Raw genomic sequence first — 16,946 nt, 5'->3', positions numbered from 1 at the left:
CTTGTTTTTCTCAAGGGTGATTGCACGCCGCATCGGCCCCTCAGAACTGCTGAGGGTCAGATATTACTCTGGGTAAACTTTTCGTAATACAGCTGGACGCCATCAAGTGCCTGATCCGCCAGCCATTGTTGGATGGATTCGACCATTGGAGGAGGGCCGCACACGTACATATCCGCCGATCTGTCCCGCAATTCGGCCAGGTCGAAATGCTCGGTGAGGTAGCCGCGTTTGCCCGTCCACTCGGTTGAGGCGTCGCTCAGCACTTCGGTGTAGCGAAAGTTCGGGATTTTCGCCGCGTAGGCGTGGATACGCGCCGCTTCACATAAATCCTCAGCGCCGCGCACGCCGTAGTACAGGTGCACAGGTTGTGTGCAGCCCGTGACGGCCAGCTCATCGAGCATGCCCAACAACGCCGATAACCCGGTGCCGCCCGCCACCAGTACCAACGGTTGGGTGACATGCCGCAGATAGAACGCACCCAAGGGCGCCTCCATCAGCATTTCATCACCCACCTGGCAGCGTTCACGCAGGTAGTTGCTCATTACTCCATCGGGCAGCAGGCGTACCAGGAACTGCAATTGACTGCCCGGCCGGTTGGCGAAGGAGTAGGAGCGCCAGCTATCGGTGCCGGGCACTGACAGACGCGCGTATTGGCCCGGCAAAAAATCCAGAGGCTGGTCCAGTTGCACCTGCAAAATGGCGGTGCTGGTCGAGACCTGCTGCACCGCGCTCACCGTGCCGCGCACCTGCACGGGGCCTGGGGCGTTGCACAGGCTTGAATCGAAGTCGAAATAGAAGGTGGCGTCGGACTTCACTCGGGTCTGGCAACTGAGCATCTTGCGTTGTTGCAGGTCGAGGCTGGAGAGGGCTTCCTCGTCGACGTAGTCCTGGGTGTACTCGCCGGACTCGCAACGCCCTTGGCAGGTGCCGCACACGCCTTCGCGGCAATCGAGTGGGATCTTGATGCCGTTGCGCAGGGCCGCGTCCAACAGGATTTCATGGGCGCCCACCGGGAAGAACAGGGTCTTGCCATCGGCGAAGCTGAAGGCCACTTTGTGATTCATTCACATAACTCCGTGAATAGGTATGAACCCCTTGTAGGAGCGAGCTTGCTCGCGAAGAACGTCAACGATGACGCGGGACATCCTGAATGAACGCGGCGTACTTACGTTTTTCGCGAGCAAGCTCGCTCCTACAGGGCAGTGCACCACCGTTACAGGTGATAGAAATCCAGCACCGAGTTGATGGTGTCGTTGAGCAACAAGGCGTGCTTGCGCATGATCAACCAGCTGTCGCCCGCAGGCTTGAGGCGGTAAGTGGCATGCCCATAGAACTGCTCGGAGGTGGCCAGGCGATAAAACAACGTGTGCCAGTTCAAACGCACCTCCAACGTGCCGTCGGCCTGCTCGGCTATACGTACGTTATTGATCAGGTGCAAGGTGCGCGGCATCGGCGCGGCGGAGGCGGCTTTGCCGGTGCGCAGGCGGAACACGCGGTCTTCCAGGCCCGAACGGTTGGCGTAGTAGATCAACGACATCTCGCGCTTGGGGTCTTGGGTGTAGACGTGTTCGGAATCCCATTGCGGCAGGTGGAATTCACTCTGTGGGTCAAATAACTCCACGTAGGCGTCCCAGTCCTGGGCGTCGCACAGCTCGGATTTGCGGTAGAAGAATTGCTCGATCTGATACTGCAATTGCGCATTCATCACTTCACCTCCCGCAATGTCAAAGCTCGCTGGTCCAAACCCTTGAGCAGGAACTGCTGCCAGTTGCGATGCTGGTTGACGTACAGGCCTTCATGGGTGAATTCGGTACCGGTCATCGCCGGTTGGATGCCGATGGCCTCGCTGTTGGGCGTCGGCCCGGTCTCCCAGCGATGGCTACCCCGTGAGATGTCGCTCCAGCGTTCCAGGCGGCCCTGGAAGCCGCGCTGGGCCTCGCGAAACTCCACCAGGTCATCGGGCGTGCCCATGCCGGAAACGTTGAAGAAGTCTTCGAACTGACGAATCCGGTTTTCGCGATCGGCGTCGGACTCACCCTTAACCCCCAGGCACTGGCTGATGATCTCGGTCTTGTTCCAGGCCACCGGGCGGATGATGCGCAACTGCGAACTGATCTGGTCGAGGAAGAACAGGCTGGGGTAGATGTTCAGGTTGCGCAGGCGGTGCATCATCCACTCGGCCTTCTGCTGGCCGTGTTCTTCTACCAGGCGCGGCATGATGGTGGCGTAGCCGGAGCGCACGCTGGGGTTGGGCATGTCGCTAAACAACACGCTGTGGCCGTTGTTGAAGGCGAACCAGCCGTCGTCGGTATTTGCGTCGCCCGCGCCGAGCTTGCTGTAGTCCAGCGTGGTGCTGGAACCTGCGCCGTTTTCGGTGTTGACCTGCTGGCGATGCTGCACGGTGGCCACGTAGTTGTAGTGCACGGTGCTGACGTGATAACCGTCCAGGCCGTTTTCGTTTTGCAGCTTCCAGTTGCCGTCGTAGGTGTAGGCGGACTTGCCCGGCAGCACTTCCAGCTCACCGGTGGCCGATTGCGCCACCATCATGTCGAAGAACACTTTGGCATCGCCCAGGAAGTCCTCCAGGCTGTTGGTGCCGTTCACGTCCAGGCTGATAAACACAAAGCCCCTGTAGCTTTCGATGCGCGCTTTTTTCAGGCCGCGGGTGGCCTTGTCGAAACCTTCCGGGTATTCCCCCGGCGCCTTGACCTTTACCAGTCGGCCATCGCTCTTGTAGCACCAGGCGTGGAACGGGCAGGTGAAGGTGGACTGGTTACCCTTGCCCACGCGGGTGAGGGTGGTACCGCGATGCTGGCAGGCGTTGATCAACGCGTTGAGTCGGCCTTCGCCGTCACGGGTGATGATCATCGGCTGGCGCCCGGCGCGCATCGTCACGAAGTCGTGGTTATTGGCCAGTTCGCTTTCGTGGCAGGCATAGATCCAGTTCTTCTCGAAGATCAGCTCCATCTCCAGGTCAAACAACTCGGGCTCGGTGAACATGTCGCGGGCGATGCGGAACACTTCATCCGCCGGGCGAAAGTCCAGGCAGCTTTCGATAAAGGATTTCCATTGCTCGACGGTTCTTGCACCACTCATGGGAGGCACCTTTTGATCATGGCTAAACGGTGAGCCATTAAGCGGCTGCAATGCGGTGGCGGGCTATCCGCTTAATGGGGGAACGTAGGCCGCAAAGTTGGGCAGCAAATACCCATGACGGTGCGCGCCGGTGACGGCATGCGCTACTGTGATGGCGGGCGATGGTCGCAAAACGCTGGGGTTTATCCACATAGTCGACTGTTGCTATCCACCCAGTGAGAACTGCGCTGGCGTGGCCTGGAACTTGCTGTCGAGGTTCAACGACGCGCCGTCAGAGCGCGCAAACGCCTAACCGCCGTGGGTGCACCCTGATGACTAGTCAGACACGCGATATTCATATTCAACGCTTCGACCTGGAGGGCGCGTGCAGCTGGATGTCCGGCATCTGCGGGCCCCATCGCCTGGCGACGGCAACCCCCGAGCGCCTGCGCTTTCACCACAGCGCCAACGTGTTCAAATCCCGCGCCACCACCCTGGGCGTGATCGAGTACGGCACCGATGTGACCATCGACATCGAAGACGCCGAGCACTTCAGCAGCTACAGCTTGAGCCTGCCACTGGTGGGCGAGCAGGAGCTGAGCAAGAACGGTGAGCGCCTCAGCTCCAACCGCGACCAGGGCGTGATCATTTCACCCAATGAGCATCAGGTGCTGGCGATTTCCGGTGACTGCCGCAAGTTGCAAGTGGTGATCACCCGCGCAGCGATGAGCGAGTCGCTGGAAGGTTTGCTGCAACGGCCCATTGATGCGCCGCTGCGCTTTGAGTCGGTGATGGATGCCGTGGACGGCGCCCCGGCTTCGTGGTGGCGCATGGCGCGTTACTTCATCGCCGAACTGGAATGCAGCAGCGAACTGTACGAACAGGCGGCGTTTACTCGCGACCTGGAAAGCTCGCTGATCAAGGGCCTGATCCTGGCCCAACCAAATAACTACTCTGAAGAACTGCGTGACGTGCTGGGGGTGAAACTGCCGCACTACCTGATTCGCGCCCGGCAATTTATCCACGACAACGCCCGTGAAGCGCTGCACCTGGAAGACCTGGAAGCGGCGGCGGGCGTGTCGCGGTTCAAACTGTTCGATGCGTTTCGCAAGTACTTCGCGCTGTCGCCCATGGCGTATCTGAAGAAGCATCGGTTGGGGGCGGTGCGCCAGGAAATTCTGGAGCAGGGCTCGATTCGCACTATTTCTGAAATCGCCCTGGGTTGGGGGTTTACGCATTTGGGGCGGTTTTCGGCGGAGTACCGCAAGCTGTTCGATGAGTCGCCCAGCCAGACATTGCAGCGCAAGCGCCTGCGCAGCCTTTGAAAACAATGAAGACCCAAATGTGGGAGGGGGCTTGCCCCCGATAGCGGTGTATCAGTCAATGGATGTGCTGTCTGACACCCTGCAATCGGGGGCAAGCCCCCTCCCACAAGGAAATCACAGTGTTTGGGGAATCTCAGATCAACTCTTCAACCAGTTGCAGGCAATGAGTCAGCCCCGGCGACTGATCATTCACCCGCCGGCTGAGGATGATCGGCGAGCTCGCCGTCGCCTCCACCACCGGCGTATAGCCAATATCCGCCCGATGCAGCACCTGCACCGACGCCGGCACCAGCGTCACCCCCATGCCTGCGCCGACCAGGCCGATAGCGGTCTGCAATTCGTTGGTCCACTGCGCCACCTTCACGCTCAAGCCATGGGCGTCGAACAGTGCGATCACATGGTCGGCATAACTGGGGCGCGGGTTGCCGGGGTAGAGCACAAAGGGTTCGGCGGCCAACTGGGCGAGGGTGGCCGGGGCGCCCAGCAACGGGTGACCGCTGGGCAGCACGGCCACCAGGCGGTCTTCCACCAATACACGCTGGACGATGGCCGGGTCGTCAATGCGAATACGCCCGAAGCCCACGTCAATGCGGCCCGCCTTGAGCGCTTCGACCTGCTGCAACGTCGTCATCTCCGACAAGCCCAACTCCAGTTCCAGGGCCTCGTGAGTGCGCAGGCGCCGAATCAGTTCCGGCAGCACGCCGTACAAGGTCGAGGGCGCAAAGCCGATGCCCAGCCAGGTTTTCTCGCCTTGGCCGATGCGCCGAGTGTTATCGCAGACCTTGCCCAGTTGTTCGAGCAACACATTGGCATGCTCATAGAAAAACCGTCCGGCCTCGGTCAGGCGCAAGGGCCGACTGCGTTCCAGCAACACCACCCCGAGTTCATCCTCCAGTTGCTGGATCTGCCGGCTCAACGGCGGCTGGGCGATGTGCAAACGTTCGGCGGCACGGGTGAAGTTGAGGGTCTCGCCCAACACCTGGAAGTAGCGCAGGTGACGCAGTTCCATATCGACTCCTTTTATACCTTGAGGGTATTGCTTGAGACCAATTCTATATTGGAAGCCCGAAAAAATGCGGAACAGAATCGACGCAAATCTATAAAGAACCCAACGGGTATTGCCATGCCGATTTGCGCCATCGAGTCGATCGAAACTGTCATCGTCGACCTCCCCACCATACGCCCGCACAAGCTGGCGATGCACACGATGCAAAACCAGACCCTCGTTATCATCCGTCTGCGTTGCACCGACGGCATCGAAGGCATCGGTGAAGCCACCACCATCGGCGGCCTGAGCTACGGCAACGAGAGCCCCGACAGCATCAAGGTCAACATCGACCGCCACTTCGCACCGCTGCTGATCGGCCAGGACGCGAGTAACGTCAATGCCGCCATGTTGCGCCTGGAGCGCAGTATTCGCGGCAACACTTTTGCCAAGTCTGGTATCGAAAGCGCCTTGCTCGACGCCCTCGGCAAACGCCTCGGGCTGCCGGTCAGCGAGCTGCTTGGCGGGCGTGTGCGTGATGCGTTGCCAGTGGCCTGGACCCTGGCCAGTGGTAATACCGAACAAGACATCAACGAGGCCGAGAAGATGCTCGACCTGCGCCGTCACCGTCTCTTCAAATTGAAGATCGGCGCGGGCGAGGTCGACCGCGACCTGGCCCATGTGATCGCGATCAAAAAAGCCCTGGGCGAGCGCGCCAGCGTACGCGTCGACGTCAACCAGGCCTGGGATGAAGCCGTGGCCCTGCGGGCGTGCAAGGTGCTCGGTGACCACGGTATCGACCTCATCGAACAACCGATCTCACGCAATAACCGTGGCGGCATGGCCCGACTCAACCTGTCGAGCCCGGCGCCGATCATGGCCGATGAGTCCATCGAATGTGTCGAAGACGCCTTCAACCTGGCGCGTGAAGGCGCGGCCACGGTGTTCGCCCTCAAGATTGCCAAGAACGGCGGCCCTCGCGCTGTATTGCGCACGGCGGCGATTGCCGAAGCGGCCGGCATCGGCCTGTACGGCGGCACCATGCTTGAAGGTGGCATTGGCACCCTGGCCTCGGCCCATGCCTTTCTCACGCTGGACACACTGGCGTGGGGCACCGAACTGTTCGGCCCGCTGTTGCTCACCGAAGACATTCTTGCCGAGCCACCGGTGTACCGCGATTTCCAGCTGCATGTGTCCACTGCGCCGGGCCTGGGTCTGACGCTTGATGAAGAGCGCCTGGCGTTCTTTCGCCGTGACAAACACTAAGAGGCCCTTGCCATGTTGTTCCACGTAAAAATGACCGTGAACCTGCCCCTCGACATGCACCCCGAGCGCGCCGCCAGCCTCAAGGCCGAGGAGAAAGCCTTGGCGCAACGCCTGCAACAAGAGGGCAAATGGCGCCACCTGTGGCGCATCGCCGGGCACTACGCCAACTACAGCGTGTTCGATGTCGACAGCGTGCAGGACCTGCACGACCTGCTGATGCAACTGCCGTTGTTCCCCTACATGGCCATCGAAGTGAATGCGCTGTGCCGCCATCCGTCGTCGATCCATGCGGACGACCGCTGAGACGGCTTGCACCTATAACTACAAGATGAGGAATGCACCATGTCCATCCGCCTGTCCCAGACTGCCCACGCCCAACAGTTTCTCGAAGAAGCCAGCGGTAACCTCAATGACGCGGGCAACCCACGCACCAAGGCGCTGATCTACCGGCTCCTGCGCGACACCGTGAACATCATCGAAGACCTGGAAGTGACCCCGGAAGAGTTCTGGAAGGCGGTCAACTACCTCAATGAACTGGGCAAAAACCAAGAGGCCGGCCTGCTCGCGGCCGGCTTGGGCCTGGAGCATTACCTGGACCTGTTGATGGACGCCGCCGACGAGCAGGCCGGCAAGTCGGGTGGCACGCCGCGCACCATTGAAGGCCCGTTGTACGTGGCCGGTGCGCCGCTGTCCAAGTACGAGGCACGGCTGGATGATGGCAAGGACGACGCGGTGCCGTTGTTCATGCGCGGGCAAGTACGCGATACCGAGGGCAAGCCGTTGGCAGGGGCAATTGTGGATGTGTGGCAGGCCAACACGGGCGGGACCTATTCGTGGTTCGACCCGAATCAGTCTGAGTTCAACCTGCGCCGGCGCATCGAGACCGACGCCCAGGGCAACTACCGTTTTCGCAGCATCGTGCCTTCGGGCTACGGCTGCCCACCGACCGGGCCGACGCAACAGTTGCTCGACCAGTTGGGGCGCCACGGGCAGCGGCCGGCGCATATCCACTTCTTCATCTCGGCGCCGGGGCACCGGCACCTGACCACGCAGATCAACCTGTCGGATGACCCGTACCTGCATGATGACTTTGCCTATGCCACCCGGGATGAGCTGATTGCCGAGATTCGCTTCAGCGACGACCCGCAACTGGCGCGGGAGTTTGGCGTGCAGGGGCGGTTTGCGCAGATTGATTTTGACTTTGAGTTGCAGGTGGCGGATGCGCCAATAGAGCAGCAGCGCATGCAACGAGTGCGTGCTCTGGAAGACTGATCAACTCGGTCAACTGTGGGAGCTGGCAAGCCAGCTCCCACATTGGTTTTAGGGTGTTTGTGTTATTTGCGCACGACCAGGTCCAACACCTCATCCCGGTCCTTGATCTTCTGCAGCACGATCTCCGAACGGATATCCATCACCCCCGCCGTGCGGTTCAGGTGGTTCACGATGAAGTCCGAGAAGTGCTTGAGGTTGCGCGCCTGCACCCGCAGCACATAGTTGCTGGCGCCAGTGATCACATAGGCGCTCGCCACCTCCGGCCAGCCTTGCACCTTCTTGATGAACGTCTCATGCCAGTCCTCCACATCCTGGCGCAACGACAGGTGCACGATGGCTTCCAACTCGATCCCCAACTGCTCGGCATTCAATACCGCGCGGTAACCGCTGATGATTCCTTCGCTCTCCAACAGGCGCAAACGGCGCAGGCACGCCGACGGCGACAGCGCGACTTTTTCCGCCAGTTCCTGGTTGCTGATGCGGCCATCCTGTTGCAGGAAATGCAGGAGGCGCAGGTCGGTGGCGTCAAGAATCATGCTTGGAAGATATCCGCGTATTTGGAGGTTAAATTCGAATTTCCTACAGCTTAAATAGCCGTTTACCCACCACTTTGCACGAAAATTCTCTAAAAGTTCGTTCATTATTTGGTCCATCCTCACTTATAAAACCAGGACGACCCATGACCACTCGAAGCCATTGCCAAGCCCTCGACGCCCAGGACCCGTTGGCCTCCCTGCGCGCCCAATTCGCCTTGCCCGAGGGGGTGATCTACCTCGACGGCAACTCCCTCGGCGCGCGTCCCGTGGCGGCGCTGGAGCGGGCACAACAGGTGATCGCCGAGGAGTGGGGCAATGGCTTGATTCGTAGCTGGAACAGCGCCGGCTGGGCGGATTTGTCCCAGCGCCTGGGCAATCGCCTGGCGCCGTTGATCGGTGCGCGTGACGGCGAGGTGGTGATCACCGATACCACCTCGATCAACCTGTTCAAAGTGCTCAGCGCCGCCTTGAGTGTGCAGCGCCAGCGTACGCCGGCGCGTAAGGTCATCGTCAGCGAAGCGAGCAACTTTCCCACCGATTTGTATATCGCCGAAGGCTTGGCCGAACTGCTGCAACAAGGCTATTCCCTGCGCCTGGTGAACAGCCCGGCCGAACTGCCCCAGGCCATCGATGCAGACGTGGCGGTGGTGATGCTCACCCACGTCAACTACAAGACCGGCTACATGTACGACATGGCGGCGCTGACTGCACTGAGCCACGAGTGCGGCGCGCTGAGCATCTGGGACCTGGCGCATTCGGCGGGCGCGGTGCCTGTCGACCTGCACCAGGCCAATGCGGATTATGCGATTGGCTGCACCTACAAATACCTCAACGGCGGCCCGGGCTCCCAGGCGTTTGTGTGGGTCAACCCGGCGTTGGTCGATGTGGTGCGCCAGCCGTTGTCCGGATGGTTCGGGCATACCCGGCAGTTCGCCATGGAGTCTACCTACGCCCCCAGCGCCGGCATCGCTCGCTACCTGTGCGGTACGCAGCCGATTACCTCGCTGGCCATGGTGGAATGTGGCCTGGAGATTTTTGCCCAGACCGACATGGCCAGCCTGCGCAGCAAATCCCTGGCACTGACCGACCTGTTTATCGCATTGGTCGAAAGCCGCTGCGCCGCCCACGGCCTGGAACTGATCACCCCGCGTGAGCACGCCCGGCGCGGCAGCCACGTCAGCTTTGAACACCCCGAAGGTTACGCGGTGATCCAGGCCTTGATCGCCCGAGGCGTGATCGGCGATTACCGTGAACCGCGGATCATGCGTTTTGGCTTCACGCCTTTGTACACAAGCTTCACCGAGGTATGGGACGCCGTGGAAATCCTCGGTGAAATTCTCGACAACGCCACCTGGGACCAGCCGCAATTCAAAGTCCGCAACAGCGTTACTTAAGGGCAACACAGAACAAATGTGGGAGCTGGCTTGCCTGCGATAGCGTCGGTGCATTCACTACCGTTATCGCAGGCAAGCCAGCTCCCACAGGTTCAGCGTCAGCCACCATCACAATAATAAAGGGGCACACCAGTGACCACGCCAGACAACGGCTTTGCAGAGATTACCCACCGTGAACTGGGCCTGAGGCGCCAGCTCACTTCCGGCCAGATGAGCATGATCGCCATCGGTGGCGCCATCGGCACCGGGCTGTTCATGGGCAGCGCCTACGCCATCGGTTATGCCGGGCCGAGCGTGCTGGTGAGCTACGCCATCGGCGCGTTGATTACCTTGCTGCTGATGGGCTGCCTGGCGGAGATGACGGTGGCCCATTCCACCTCCGGCTCCTTCGGCGCCTATGCCGAGTTCTACATCAGCCCGTTGGCCGGGTTCCTGGTGCGGTATGCCTACTGGGCGGCGATTGTGCTGGCGGTGGGCGCCGAGGTCACGGCGGTGGCGATGTACATGAAGTACTGGTTCGCCAACGTGCCGGAGTGGGTGTGGATCGTGTCGTTCTCCAGTGTGCTGATTGTGCTCAATGCGATCAGCGTGAAGACCTTCGGCAACTTCGAATACTGGTTCTCGACGATCAAGATCAGCGCCATTGTCGGTTTCATCATCCTGGCGGTGTATGTGGTGTTCGGCTCCGGCAACCCTGACTACGGGGTACAGAACTACACGGCCCACGACGGGTTTTTTCCCCATGGCTTGAGTGGCATGTGGATCGCGGTGATCGTGTCGATCTTCAGCTACCTCAGCGTCGAGATGATCGCCGTGGCCGCCGGTGAAGCTGCCGACCCGGAGCAGGCGGTGAAGAAAGCCTTTCGCGCTACCATCGTGCGGTTGGTGGTGTTCTACCTGCTGACCCTGGCGCTGATGCTCGCCATCGTGCCCTGGAACCAGGCCGGCCAGGCCCAGAGCCCGTTTGTTACGGTGATGCAGACCATCGGCATTCCCGGCGCCACCGGGGTGATGAATTTCGTGATCCTGATCGCGGCGCTGTCGGCCATGAACAGCCAGCTCTACATCACCACGCGCATGATGTTCAGCCTGTCGCGCGCCGGTTTTGCGCCCAAGTCCATGGGCGCGTTGAGCAAGAACGGCATCCCGCTGAATGCGCTGCTGCTGTCCAGTTCAGGCATTGCCCTGGCGACCTTGCTCAACGTGGTGTACCCGGAAAGCTCGTTCACCCTGATGATGGCGATCTCGATGTTTGGCGCGATCTTCACGTGGTTCATGATCTTCCTCACGCACCTGTTTTTCCGCCGCTATCGCAAGCGTCATGGCGGGGCGAAGTTGTCGTTCCAGTTGCGGTTTTTTCCCTACAGCACGCTGCTGGGGCTGGTGCTGATGGGGGCGGTGATGATCACCACCTATTTCACCGAAGCGTTCAAGATGACGCTGGTGTTTGGCGTGCCGTTCCTGCTGATTCTGTCGGCGGTCTACTACACCTTCTTCCACAAACGTACATCATCTGTAGGAGCGAGCTTGCTCGCGAAAAACCCGAGAGCCCCACGTTAAACCAGATAGCTCGCGTTATCGTTGACGATCTTCGCGAGCAAGCTCGCTCCTACAGGGTGCCTTGAGCGCAGCGAGTAAGGTGCTGGCGTAACCGGGCAATTGCTCGAACGAGCGGGCGCATAACAGCAGTTTGCGGCAGGCCCATTCCTCTTGCAGGGGGGGGCCTTGAAGCGGCGCGCAGGTGGCCAACGGTCCAAGGCGGCCTGAGGCACGATGCCCAGGCCGGCACCGCCGGCGACCATGCGAATCACCCCGTCAAAGCTATCGGCGCGGATACGTGTATGCAGGCGAAAGCCTGCGTGCAACGCCTGTTCCTCCAGGTACACCGCCAGCGCGCTGTTGGCTGCCAGGCTGACGTAGTCGTATTGCAAGCTGTCGATAAAACTCGCGCTGGTCAACGGGTGGTCCAGGGGCATGATCAGCACCAGCGGGTCGTCGCGAAACGCCAGGGTCTGCAAGCCGTGGGTGTCTACCGCATCGGAAATAATCCCCAGGTCGGCGGTGCCCTGGCGCAAGGCGTGGGTAATGCGCAGGCTGGGCAACTCTTGCAGGTCGATATCGAGGTTGGGGTGTTTGCGCAGAAACTGTGCGAGCAGTTCCGGCAGGTATTCGCTGAGGGCGGTGGTGTTGCATAGCAAGCGTACCTGGCCTTTGACGCCATTGGCGTATTCGGCCAAGTCTTGCTGCAGATGGTCGGCCTGTTGCAACAGCAGGCGAGCGTGTCGGGCCAGGGCTTTGCCCGCGGGTGTCGGGGTGACGCCACGGCGGCCGCGCTCGAGAAACGCGATGCCCAGTGAAGACTCCATGGCTCGGATGCGTGCACTGGCGGCAGCCAGGGACAGGTGGCTGCGGGCCGCGCCGGCGGTGATATTGCCGGTGTCCAGGATGTGCAGGTAGAGGCGCAGGTCGATGAGGTCAAAGTGCATGAAGTTTCCCAGTGACTGGAAGGGCCTCATCGCAGGCAAGCCAGCTCCCACACTTGAATGTATTCACAATTCCAAATGTGGGAGCTGGCTTGCCTGCGATAGCGTCATCAGCCTCACACAAAACAAGAGGCTGGCTCAGTATATGGCGAATTTTCAGCCACTCTCCAGCCCTGCACAATTGGTGCATGAATACCTTCCTCGCGTTCTACCAAAACCTCGGCCCCGCCCTGACAGCGTTGGTCATCACCACTTTCCTACTGGCCGGTACGGTCAAGGGCGTCATCGGCCTGGGCCTGCCCACCGTGGCCATGGGCATGCTTGGCCTGGCTATGTTGCCCGCGCAGGCTGCGGCATTGCTGATCATTCCTTCGACGGTGACCAACCTCTGGCAACTCACCTGTGGCGGCCACTTGGGTGTCTTGCTCAAACGCCTGTGGCCGATGCTGTTGCTGATTTTCCTCGGCACCGGGCTGGGCACCTTGTGGCTGGGCATGGGCAGTGGGCCTTGGGTGGTGCGTGCCTTGGGCGCGGCGTTACTGGTGTATGCCTTGAGCGGGTTATTCCTGCCGACCTTCAGGGTCGGACCCCGCACCGAGCGTTGGCTGGGGCCCTTGTGCGGGCTGCTCACCGGCATCATCACCTCGGCCACCGGTGTCTTCGTGATCCCTGCGGTGCCGTATCTGCAGGCGCTGGGCTTGAGCCGTGATCAGTTGGTGCAGGCGCTGGGGCTGTCATTCACCGTGTCGACACTGGCGCTGGCCGCCGGGCTGGCTTGGCGTGGTGCGTTGGGCGGTGCTGAAGTCGGTGCGTCGGTGTTGGCGCTGTTGCCGGCCTTGCTGGGGATGTGGCTGGGCCAGGTGGTGCGTCGGCGCATCAGTGCCTTGTGGTTTAAACGTGGATTTTTCACCGGCATGGCGTTGTTGGGAGGCCATTTGTTGCTGGCTGGTTAATAATGACCGGGCATTTGTCAGCTGTTTAATGAAGGACTGCCCGTGAAAGCCCGATCTGATGAGCTACAGATTTTTGTCAGCGTGATCGAGTGCGGCTCGATTTCCGCCGCCGCCGAAAAAGTCGGGCAAACGCCATCGGCGGTCAGCCGCACCTTGTCGCGCCTGGAAGCCAAGCTCGACACCACCTTGATCAACCGCACCACGCGGCGCATGGACCTGACCGAAGAGGGCAAGTACTTCTTCGAACAGGCCAAAGTGATCCTGGCGCAGATGGACGAGCTGGAAGAGCGCCTGTCCTCGCGCCAGAAAAAACCGGCCGGGCGCCTGCGTATCAACGCCGCCGTGCCGTTCATGCTGCATGGGATCGTGCCGTACATCGCCGAGTTTCGCAGTCTCTATCCGGATATCCAGCTGGAGCTCAACAGCGATGACTTGATCATCGACCTGCTGGAGCAAAGCACGGACATCGCCATTCGCATTGGCGCCCTGGCCGACTCGACCCTGCATGCGCGCTTCCTGGGCAGCACGCCGCTGCATGTCCTGGCCAGCCCCGGCTACCTCAAGCAGCACGGCACGCCGACGACCGTTGCCGAGTTGGCTGATCACACCTTGCTAGGCTTCACCCACACCGAAACCCTCAACCACTGGCCGCTGCGCCATGGCGACGGTGACCGCTGGCTGATCCAGCCCGGCGTCAGCGCGTCCAGTGGTGAAACCTTGCGGCAGTTGGCGCTGGAAGGGCAGGGCATTGCTTGCCTGTCGAACTTCATGACGGTGCACGACCTTGAAGCCGGGCGCCTGGTGCCGTTGCTGGAGTCGTTCAACAGTGGCTATCGCCAGCCGATCCACGCGGTGTTCTACCGCAACTCGCAATTGGCGTTGCGCATCCAGTGCTTCCTGGACTTTATTCAGGCCAAGCTGGCGCGGTATGCGCGCTGATTCGTGATCTGAGCGCAAGAGTGAATTGGGCCGCACAGGCTTATTCAGGCAGCGGTGTGGGTTGGATACTGGGCGCATTACTTACCCAGTCAGGAGCAACCTCCATGAATGTATTCGTTACCGGCGCCGCAGGGTTTATCGGCGGTTCCATCGCTACCGGCCTGGTCAACGCCGGCCATCACGTCACTGGCCTGGTGCGCAGCGCTGAACAAGCCGCCGAAATGACCGCCCTGGGCATCACGCCCGTGATTGGCACCCTCGACGACGCAACGGTATTGACCGAGCAGGCGCAGAAGGCTGATGCGGTGATCAACGCCGCCAGCAGCGACCATCGCGGCGCCGTGCAAACCTTGCTGGCCGCTTTGAAAGGTTCGAACAAGCCGTTCCTGCATACCAGCGGTTCGAGCATCGTAGGGGATGCGTCGGGCGGCAAAGCCAGCGATGTCATCTACTTCGAAGACAACCTGCCTGAGCCGACCGTCGACAAGGCCGCCCGGGTGGCCATCGACAACCTGATCCTGGCGGCTGCCAACGACGGCGTGAATTCGGCGGTGATCTGCAACACCCTGATCTACGGCCACAGCCTGGGCGTGAAGCGTGACAGCGTGCAATTGCCGCGCTTGCTCAAGCAGGCACGCAAAAGCGGGGTGGTGCGCCATGTGGGCCCCGGCCAGAACATTTGGTCCAACGTGCATATTGAAGACGTGGTGGCCTTGTATCTGCTGGCGTTGACCAAGAACGTACCGGGCACTTTCTACTTTGTGGAAAGCAGCGAAGCGGCGTTCATCGACATGACCACGGCGATTGCCCAAGCCCTAAACCTGGGCAAACCACAGGATTGGCCATTGGCCGAAGCTGAGGCCGAGTGGGGCTATGAAATGGCCAACTACGGGTTGGGCTCCAATAGCCGAGTGCGTGGCAAGCACGCCCGTGAATTGTTGGGGTGGGCGCCTCAGCGCACGTCGGTGGTGGAGTGGATTCGCGACGAGATGGTGTGATGTTCGCTTAGCACCGCGGTGCTGCCATCGCAGGCAAGCCAGCTCCCACATTGTTCAGGTGTGAACCCTGTCAAATGTGGGAGCTGGCTTGCCTGCGATAGGGGCGACTCGGTGCATCGGACCTGACACTTCACTAGCCCCACCCGCCGCAATTCCGTACCATTCCCCGCCTTATCCCCCGCAACTCCCTGGTACTCGATGAACCTCACCCGTCTGCGCGCCGACGCCCTGGCCGGCCTCACCACGTCTTTCGCCTTGCTGCCCGAATGCATCGCCTTTGCGCTGGTGGCCCATCTCAACCCGCTGATGGGCCTCTACGGCGCGTTCATCATTTGCACCCTCACCGCATTGTTCGGCGGCCGTCCCGGCATGGTGTCCGGTGCGGCAGGTTCCATGGCAGTGGTGATCGTCGCGTTGGTGGTGCAACACGGCGTGGAGTATTTGCTGGCGACGGTGTTGCTCGGCGGCTTGATCATGGTCGCCTTCGGCCTGCTGCGCCTGGGCAAGCTGGTGCGCATGGTGCCGCATTCGGTGATGCTCGGCTTCGTCAACGGCCTGGCGATCATCATTGCGCTGGCGCAACTGGAACATTTCAAGAGCGGTGAAACCTGGCTCAGCGGCACGCCGTTGTACGTAATGGCTGGGCTGGTGGCGGCAACCATGGCCATTGTGTACCTGTTGCCGCGCCTGACCCGTGCCGTACCGCCCGCGCTGGTGGCGATTCTGAGTGTTGGCGTGGCGGTGTACCTGCTCGGTTTGCCGACCCGTACATTGGGGGATATGGCGCACATCGCCGGTGGCTTGCCGACCTTCGCGCTGCCGCAGATCCCCTGGACCCTGGAAACCCTCGGCATCATCGCGCCGTACGCGTTTTTGATGGCGATGGTCGGCCTGTTGGAAACCCTGCTGACCCTCAACCTCACCGACGAAATCACCGAGACCCGTGGTTATCCCGACCGCGAAAGCGTGGCCCTGGGCGCGGCGAATATGGTCTCGGGCCTGTTCGGCGGCATGGGCGGTTGCGCGATGATCGGGCAAACCGTGATCAACCTCAGCTCCGGCGGGCGTGGGCGTTTCTCCGGGGTGTTTGCCGGGGTGATGATTCTGTTGTTCATTCTGTTTCTGTCGCCACTGATCGAGCGGATCCCGCTGGCGGCGTTGGTGGGTGTGATGTTCGTGGTGTCGCAACAGACCTTCGCCTGGGCGTCGCTGCGAGTGATCAACAAGGTGCCGCTCAATGATGTGCTGGTGATCATGGCGGTGACGATCATCACCGTGTTCACCGACCTTGCCACCGCCGTGCTGTGCGGTATCGTCATCGCCGCGCTGAACTTCGCCTGGCAGCAGGCGAGGGAACTGTACGCCGATGAACACCTGGAGGCCGATGGCAGCAAGCTCTATCGGCTGCACGGCACGTTGTTCTTTGCCTCGACCACGCCGTTTTTGAACCAGTTCGACCCGGCCAACGACCCGGCCCAGGTCACGCTGGATTGCCGTCACCTGAGCTTTGTCGACTATTCGGCGATTGCCGCGTTGATGACCCTGCGCGAGCGCTACACCAAGGCCGGCAAGCACCTGCGGGTGCTGCATTTATCCGAGCGCTGCAAAAAACTGCTCAAGCGCGCCAAGGTCCACCACGACTGAACCTTTACCTCTGTAGGAGCGAGGGGGACGCCTAGTTCTTGCTCGCGAAAATCGTCAACGATAACGCGGGCATTCT

General features: G+C 61.0%; 15 protein-coding genes and 1 pseudogene. 10 read left to right on the top strand and 6 right to left on the bottom strand.

The genetic code is table 11. From position 1 onward, the window contains the following. Positions 1 to 56: 56 nt before the first annotated feature. From antC to antA, 3 genes are all read right to left on the bottom strand, one after another. Positions 57 to 1,064, bottom strand: a complete 1,008-nt coding sequence (gene antC, locus A7K61_RS14110) for an anthranilate 1,2-dioxygenase electron transfer component AntC (protein ID WP_047711776.1) — start codon at positions 1,062 to 1,064, stop codon at positions 57 to 59. A 149-nt stretch (positions 1,065 to 1,213) separates the two neighbouring features. Beyond that, complete coding sequence (antB, locus tag A7K61_RS14105; protein WP_069557799.1) at positions 1,214 to 1,705, bottom strand: anthranilate 1,2-dioxygenase small subunit; 492 nt, start codon at positions 1,703 to 1,705, stop codon at positions 1,214 to 1,216. After that, entirely contained in the window at positions 1,705 to 3,096 is a 1,392-nt protein-coding gene (antA, locus tag A7K61_RS14100) for an anthranilate 1,2-dioxygenase large subunit (protein ID WP_069557798.1), read from the bottom strand. Before antA ends, antB begins: the two co-directional genes overlap by 1 nt. 311 nt (positions 3,097 to 3,407) lie before the next feature. Between antA and A7K61_RS14095 the strand changes: the two genes are divergently transcribed. After that, positions 3,408 to 4,400 carry a helix-turn-helix domain-containing protein gene (locus A7K61_RS14095; RefSeq protein WP_047711774.1) on the top strand — a complete coding sequence of 331 codons (993 nt, stop codon included), beginning with the start codon at positions 3,408 to 3,410 and terminating at the stop codon, positions 4,398 to 4,400. 133 nt (positions 4,401 to 4,533) lie between these two features. Here A7K61_RS14095 and A7K61_RS14090 read toward each other — a convergent pair whose 3' ends face one another. Next, entirely contained in the window at positions 4,534 to 5,409 is an 876-nt protein-coding gene (locus A7K61_RS14090) for a LysR family transcriptional regulator (RefSeq protein ID WP_044274383.1), read from the bottom strand. Between the two features lie 114 nt (positions 5,410 to 5,523). Here A7K61_RS14090 and A7K61_RS14085 point away from each other — a divergent pair, with 114 nt between their 5' ends. Genes A7K61_RS14085 through catA form a run of 3 tightly spaced genes read left to right on the top strand, consistent with a single transcriptional unit; the run spans position 5,524 to position 7,923 of the window. Beyond that, on the top strand, positions 5,524 to 6,651 hold the full coding sequence (locus tag A7K61_RS14085) for a muconate cycloisomerase family protein (RefSeq protein WP_069557797.1): 1,128 nt from the start codon (positions 5,524 to 5,526) through the stop codon (positions 6,649 to 6,651). Positions 6,652 to 6,663: 12 nt separating this feature from the next. Then, entirely contained in the window at positions 6,664 to 6,954 is a 291-nt protein-coding gene (gene catC, locus A7K61_RS14080) for a muconolactone Delta-isomerase (RefSeq protein ID WP_014719906.1), read from the top strand. A 39-nt stretch (positions 6,955 to 6,993) separates the two neighbouring features. Next, a complete protein-coding gene (gene catA / locus A7K61_RS14075; RefSeq protein WP_044274379.1) occupies positions 6,994 to 7,923 on the top strand; it encodes a catechol 1,2-dioxygenase in 930 nt (309 codons plus the stop codon). A gap of 62 nt (positions 7,924 to 7,985) precedes the next feature. On the opposite strand, the gene A7K61_RS14070 is transcribed toward catA, so the two are convergent. Then, entirely contained in the window at positions 7,986 to 8,459 is a 474-nt protein-coding gene (locus tag A7K61_RS14070; protein ID WP_003176072.1) for an Lrp/AsnC family transcriptional regulator, read from the bottom strand. A gap of 143 nt (positions 8,460 to 8,602) precedes the next feature. Here A7K61_RS14070 and kynU point away from each other — a divergent pair, with 143 nt between their 5' ends. Next, positions 8,603 to 9,853, top strand: a complete 1,251-nt coding sequence (gene kynU / locus A7K61_RS14065; protein WP_044274378.1) for a kynureninase — start codon at positions 8,603 to 8,605, stop codon at positions 9,851 to 9,853. Positions 9,854 to 9,985: 132 nt separating this feature from the next. Then, entirely contained in the window at positions 9,986 to 11,413 is a 1,428-nt protein-coding gene (locus A7K61_RS14060; RefSeq protein WP_069557796.1) for an amino acid permease, read from the top strand. Between the two features lie 15 nt (positions 11,414 to 11,428). Here the strand turns inward: A7K61_RS14060 and A7K61_RS14055 are convergent. Further along, a pseudogene (locus A7K61_RS14055) lies at positions 11,429 to 12,339 on the bottom strand (LysR substrate-binding domain-containing protein). A gap of 185 nt (positions 12,340 to 12,524) precedes the next feature. On the opposite strand from A7K61_RS14055, the gene A7K61_RS14050 reads away from it, so the two are divergent. The 4 genes from A7K61_RS14050 (at position 12,525) to A7K61_RS14035 (ending at position 16,870) form a co-directional block, all read left to right on the top strand. Beyond that, positions 12,525 to 13,289 (top strand): sulfite exporter TauE/SafE family protein, encoded by a 765-nt coding sequence (locus A7K61_RS14050; protein ID WP_069557795.1) that lies wholly within the window; start codon positions 12,525 to 12,527, stop codon positions 13,287 to 13,289. Positions 13,290 to 13,331: 42 nt separating this feature from the next. Next, positions 13,332 to 14,228 carry a LysR family transcriptional regulator gene (locus tag A7K61_RS14045; RefSeq protein WP_044274372.1) on the top strand — a complete coding sequence of 299 codons (897 nt, stop codon included), beginning with the start codon at positions 13,332 to 13,334 and terminating at the stop codon, positions 14,226 to 14,228. A 104-nt stretch (positions 14,229 to 14,332) separates the two neighbouring features. Further along, positions 14,333 to 15,226 carry an NAD-dependent epimerase/dehydratase family protein gene (locus tag A7K61_RS14040; protein ID WP_069557794.1) on the top strand — a complete coding sequence of 298 codons (894 nt, stop codon included), beginning with the start codon at positions 14,333 to 14,335 and terminating at the stop codon, positions 15,224 to 15,226. Between the two features lie 198 nt (positions 15,227 to 15,424). Continuing rightward, positions 15,425 to 16,870, top strand: coding sequence for a SulP family inorganic anion transporter (locus A7K61_RS14035; protein WP_069557793.1), 1,446 nt, complete (start codon positions 15,425 to 15,427; stop codon positions 16,868 to 16,870). Positions 16,871 to 16,946 lie beyond the last annotated feature (76 nt).

It is taken from the genome of Pseudomonas sp. AP42, assembly GCF_001728935.1.
In the GTDB taxonomy this organism is placed as follows: Bacteria; Pseudomonadota; Gammaproteobacteria; order Pseudomonadales; family Pseudomonadaceae; genus Aquipseudomonas; species Aquipseudomonas lactis.
The sequence above is the reverse complement of the archived record's forward strand: the minus strand, read 5'-3'. Positions and strand labels throughout refer to the sequence as shown.

What these genes read in the sequence shown, in the direction of transcription:
- antC (WP_047711776.1), bottom strand. Translation starts at nt 1,064, where the DNA reads ATGAATCACAAAGTGGCCTTCAGCTTCGCCGATGGCAAGACCCTGTTC.
- catC (WP_014719906.1), top strand. Translation starts at nt 6,664, where the DNA reads ATGTTGTTCCACGTAAAAATGACCGTGAACCTGCCCCTCGACATGCAC.
- A7K61_RS14085 (WP_069557797.1), top strand. Translation starts at nt 5,524, where the DNA reads ATGCCGATTTGCGCCATCGAGTCGATCGAAACTGTCATCGTCGACCTC.
- A7K61_RS14095 (WP_047711774.1), top strand. Translation starts at nt 3,408, where the DNA reads ATGACTAGTCAGACACGCGATATTCATATTCAACGCTTCGACCTGGAG.
- A7K61_RS14090 (WP_044274383.1), bottom strand. Translation starts at nt 5,409, where the DNA reads ATGGAACTGCGTCACCTGCGCTACTTCCAGGTGTTGGGCGAGACCCTC.
- antA (WP_069557798.1), bottom strand. Translation starts at nt 3,096, where the DNA reads ATGAGTGGTGCAAGAACCGTCGAGCAATGGAAATCCTTTATCGAAAGC.
- catA (WP_044274379.1), top strand. Translation starts at nt 6,994, where the DNA reads ATGTCCATCCGCCTGTCCCAGACTGCCCACGCCCAACAGTTTCTCGAA.
- antB (WP_069557799.1), bottom strand. Translation starts at nt 1,705, where the DNA reads ATGAATGCGCAATTGCAGTATCAGATCGAGCAATTCTTCTACCGCAAA.
- A7K61_RS14070 (WP_003176072.1), bottom strand. Translation starts at nt 8,459, where the DNA reads ATGATTCTTGACGCCACCGACCTGCGCCTCCTGCATTTCCTGCAACAG.
- A7K61_RS14040 (WP_069557794.1), top strand. Translation starts at nt 14,333, where the DNA reads ATGAATGTATTCGTTACCGGCGCCGCAGGGTTTATCGGCGGTTCCATC.
- A7K61_RS14035 (WP_069557793.1), top strand. Translation starts at nt 15,425, where the DNA reads ATGAACCTCACCCGTCTGCGCGCCGACGCCCTGGCCGGCCTCACCACG.
- kynU (WP_044274378.1), top strand. Translation starts at nt 8,603, where the DNA reads ATGACCACTCGAAGCCATTGCCAAGCCCTCGACGCCCAGGACCCGTTG.
- A7K61_RS14050 (WP_069557795.1), top strand. Translation starts at nt 12,525, where the DNA reads ATGAATACCTTCCTCGCGTTCTACCAAAACCTCGGCCCCGCCCTGACA.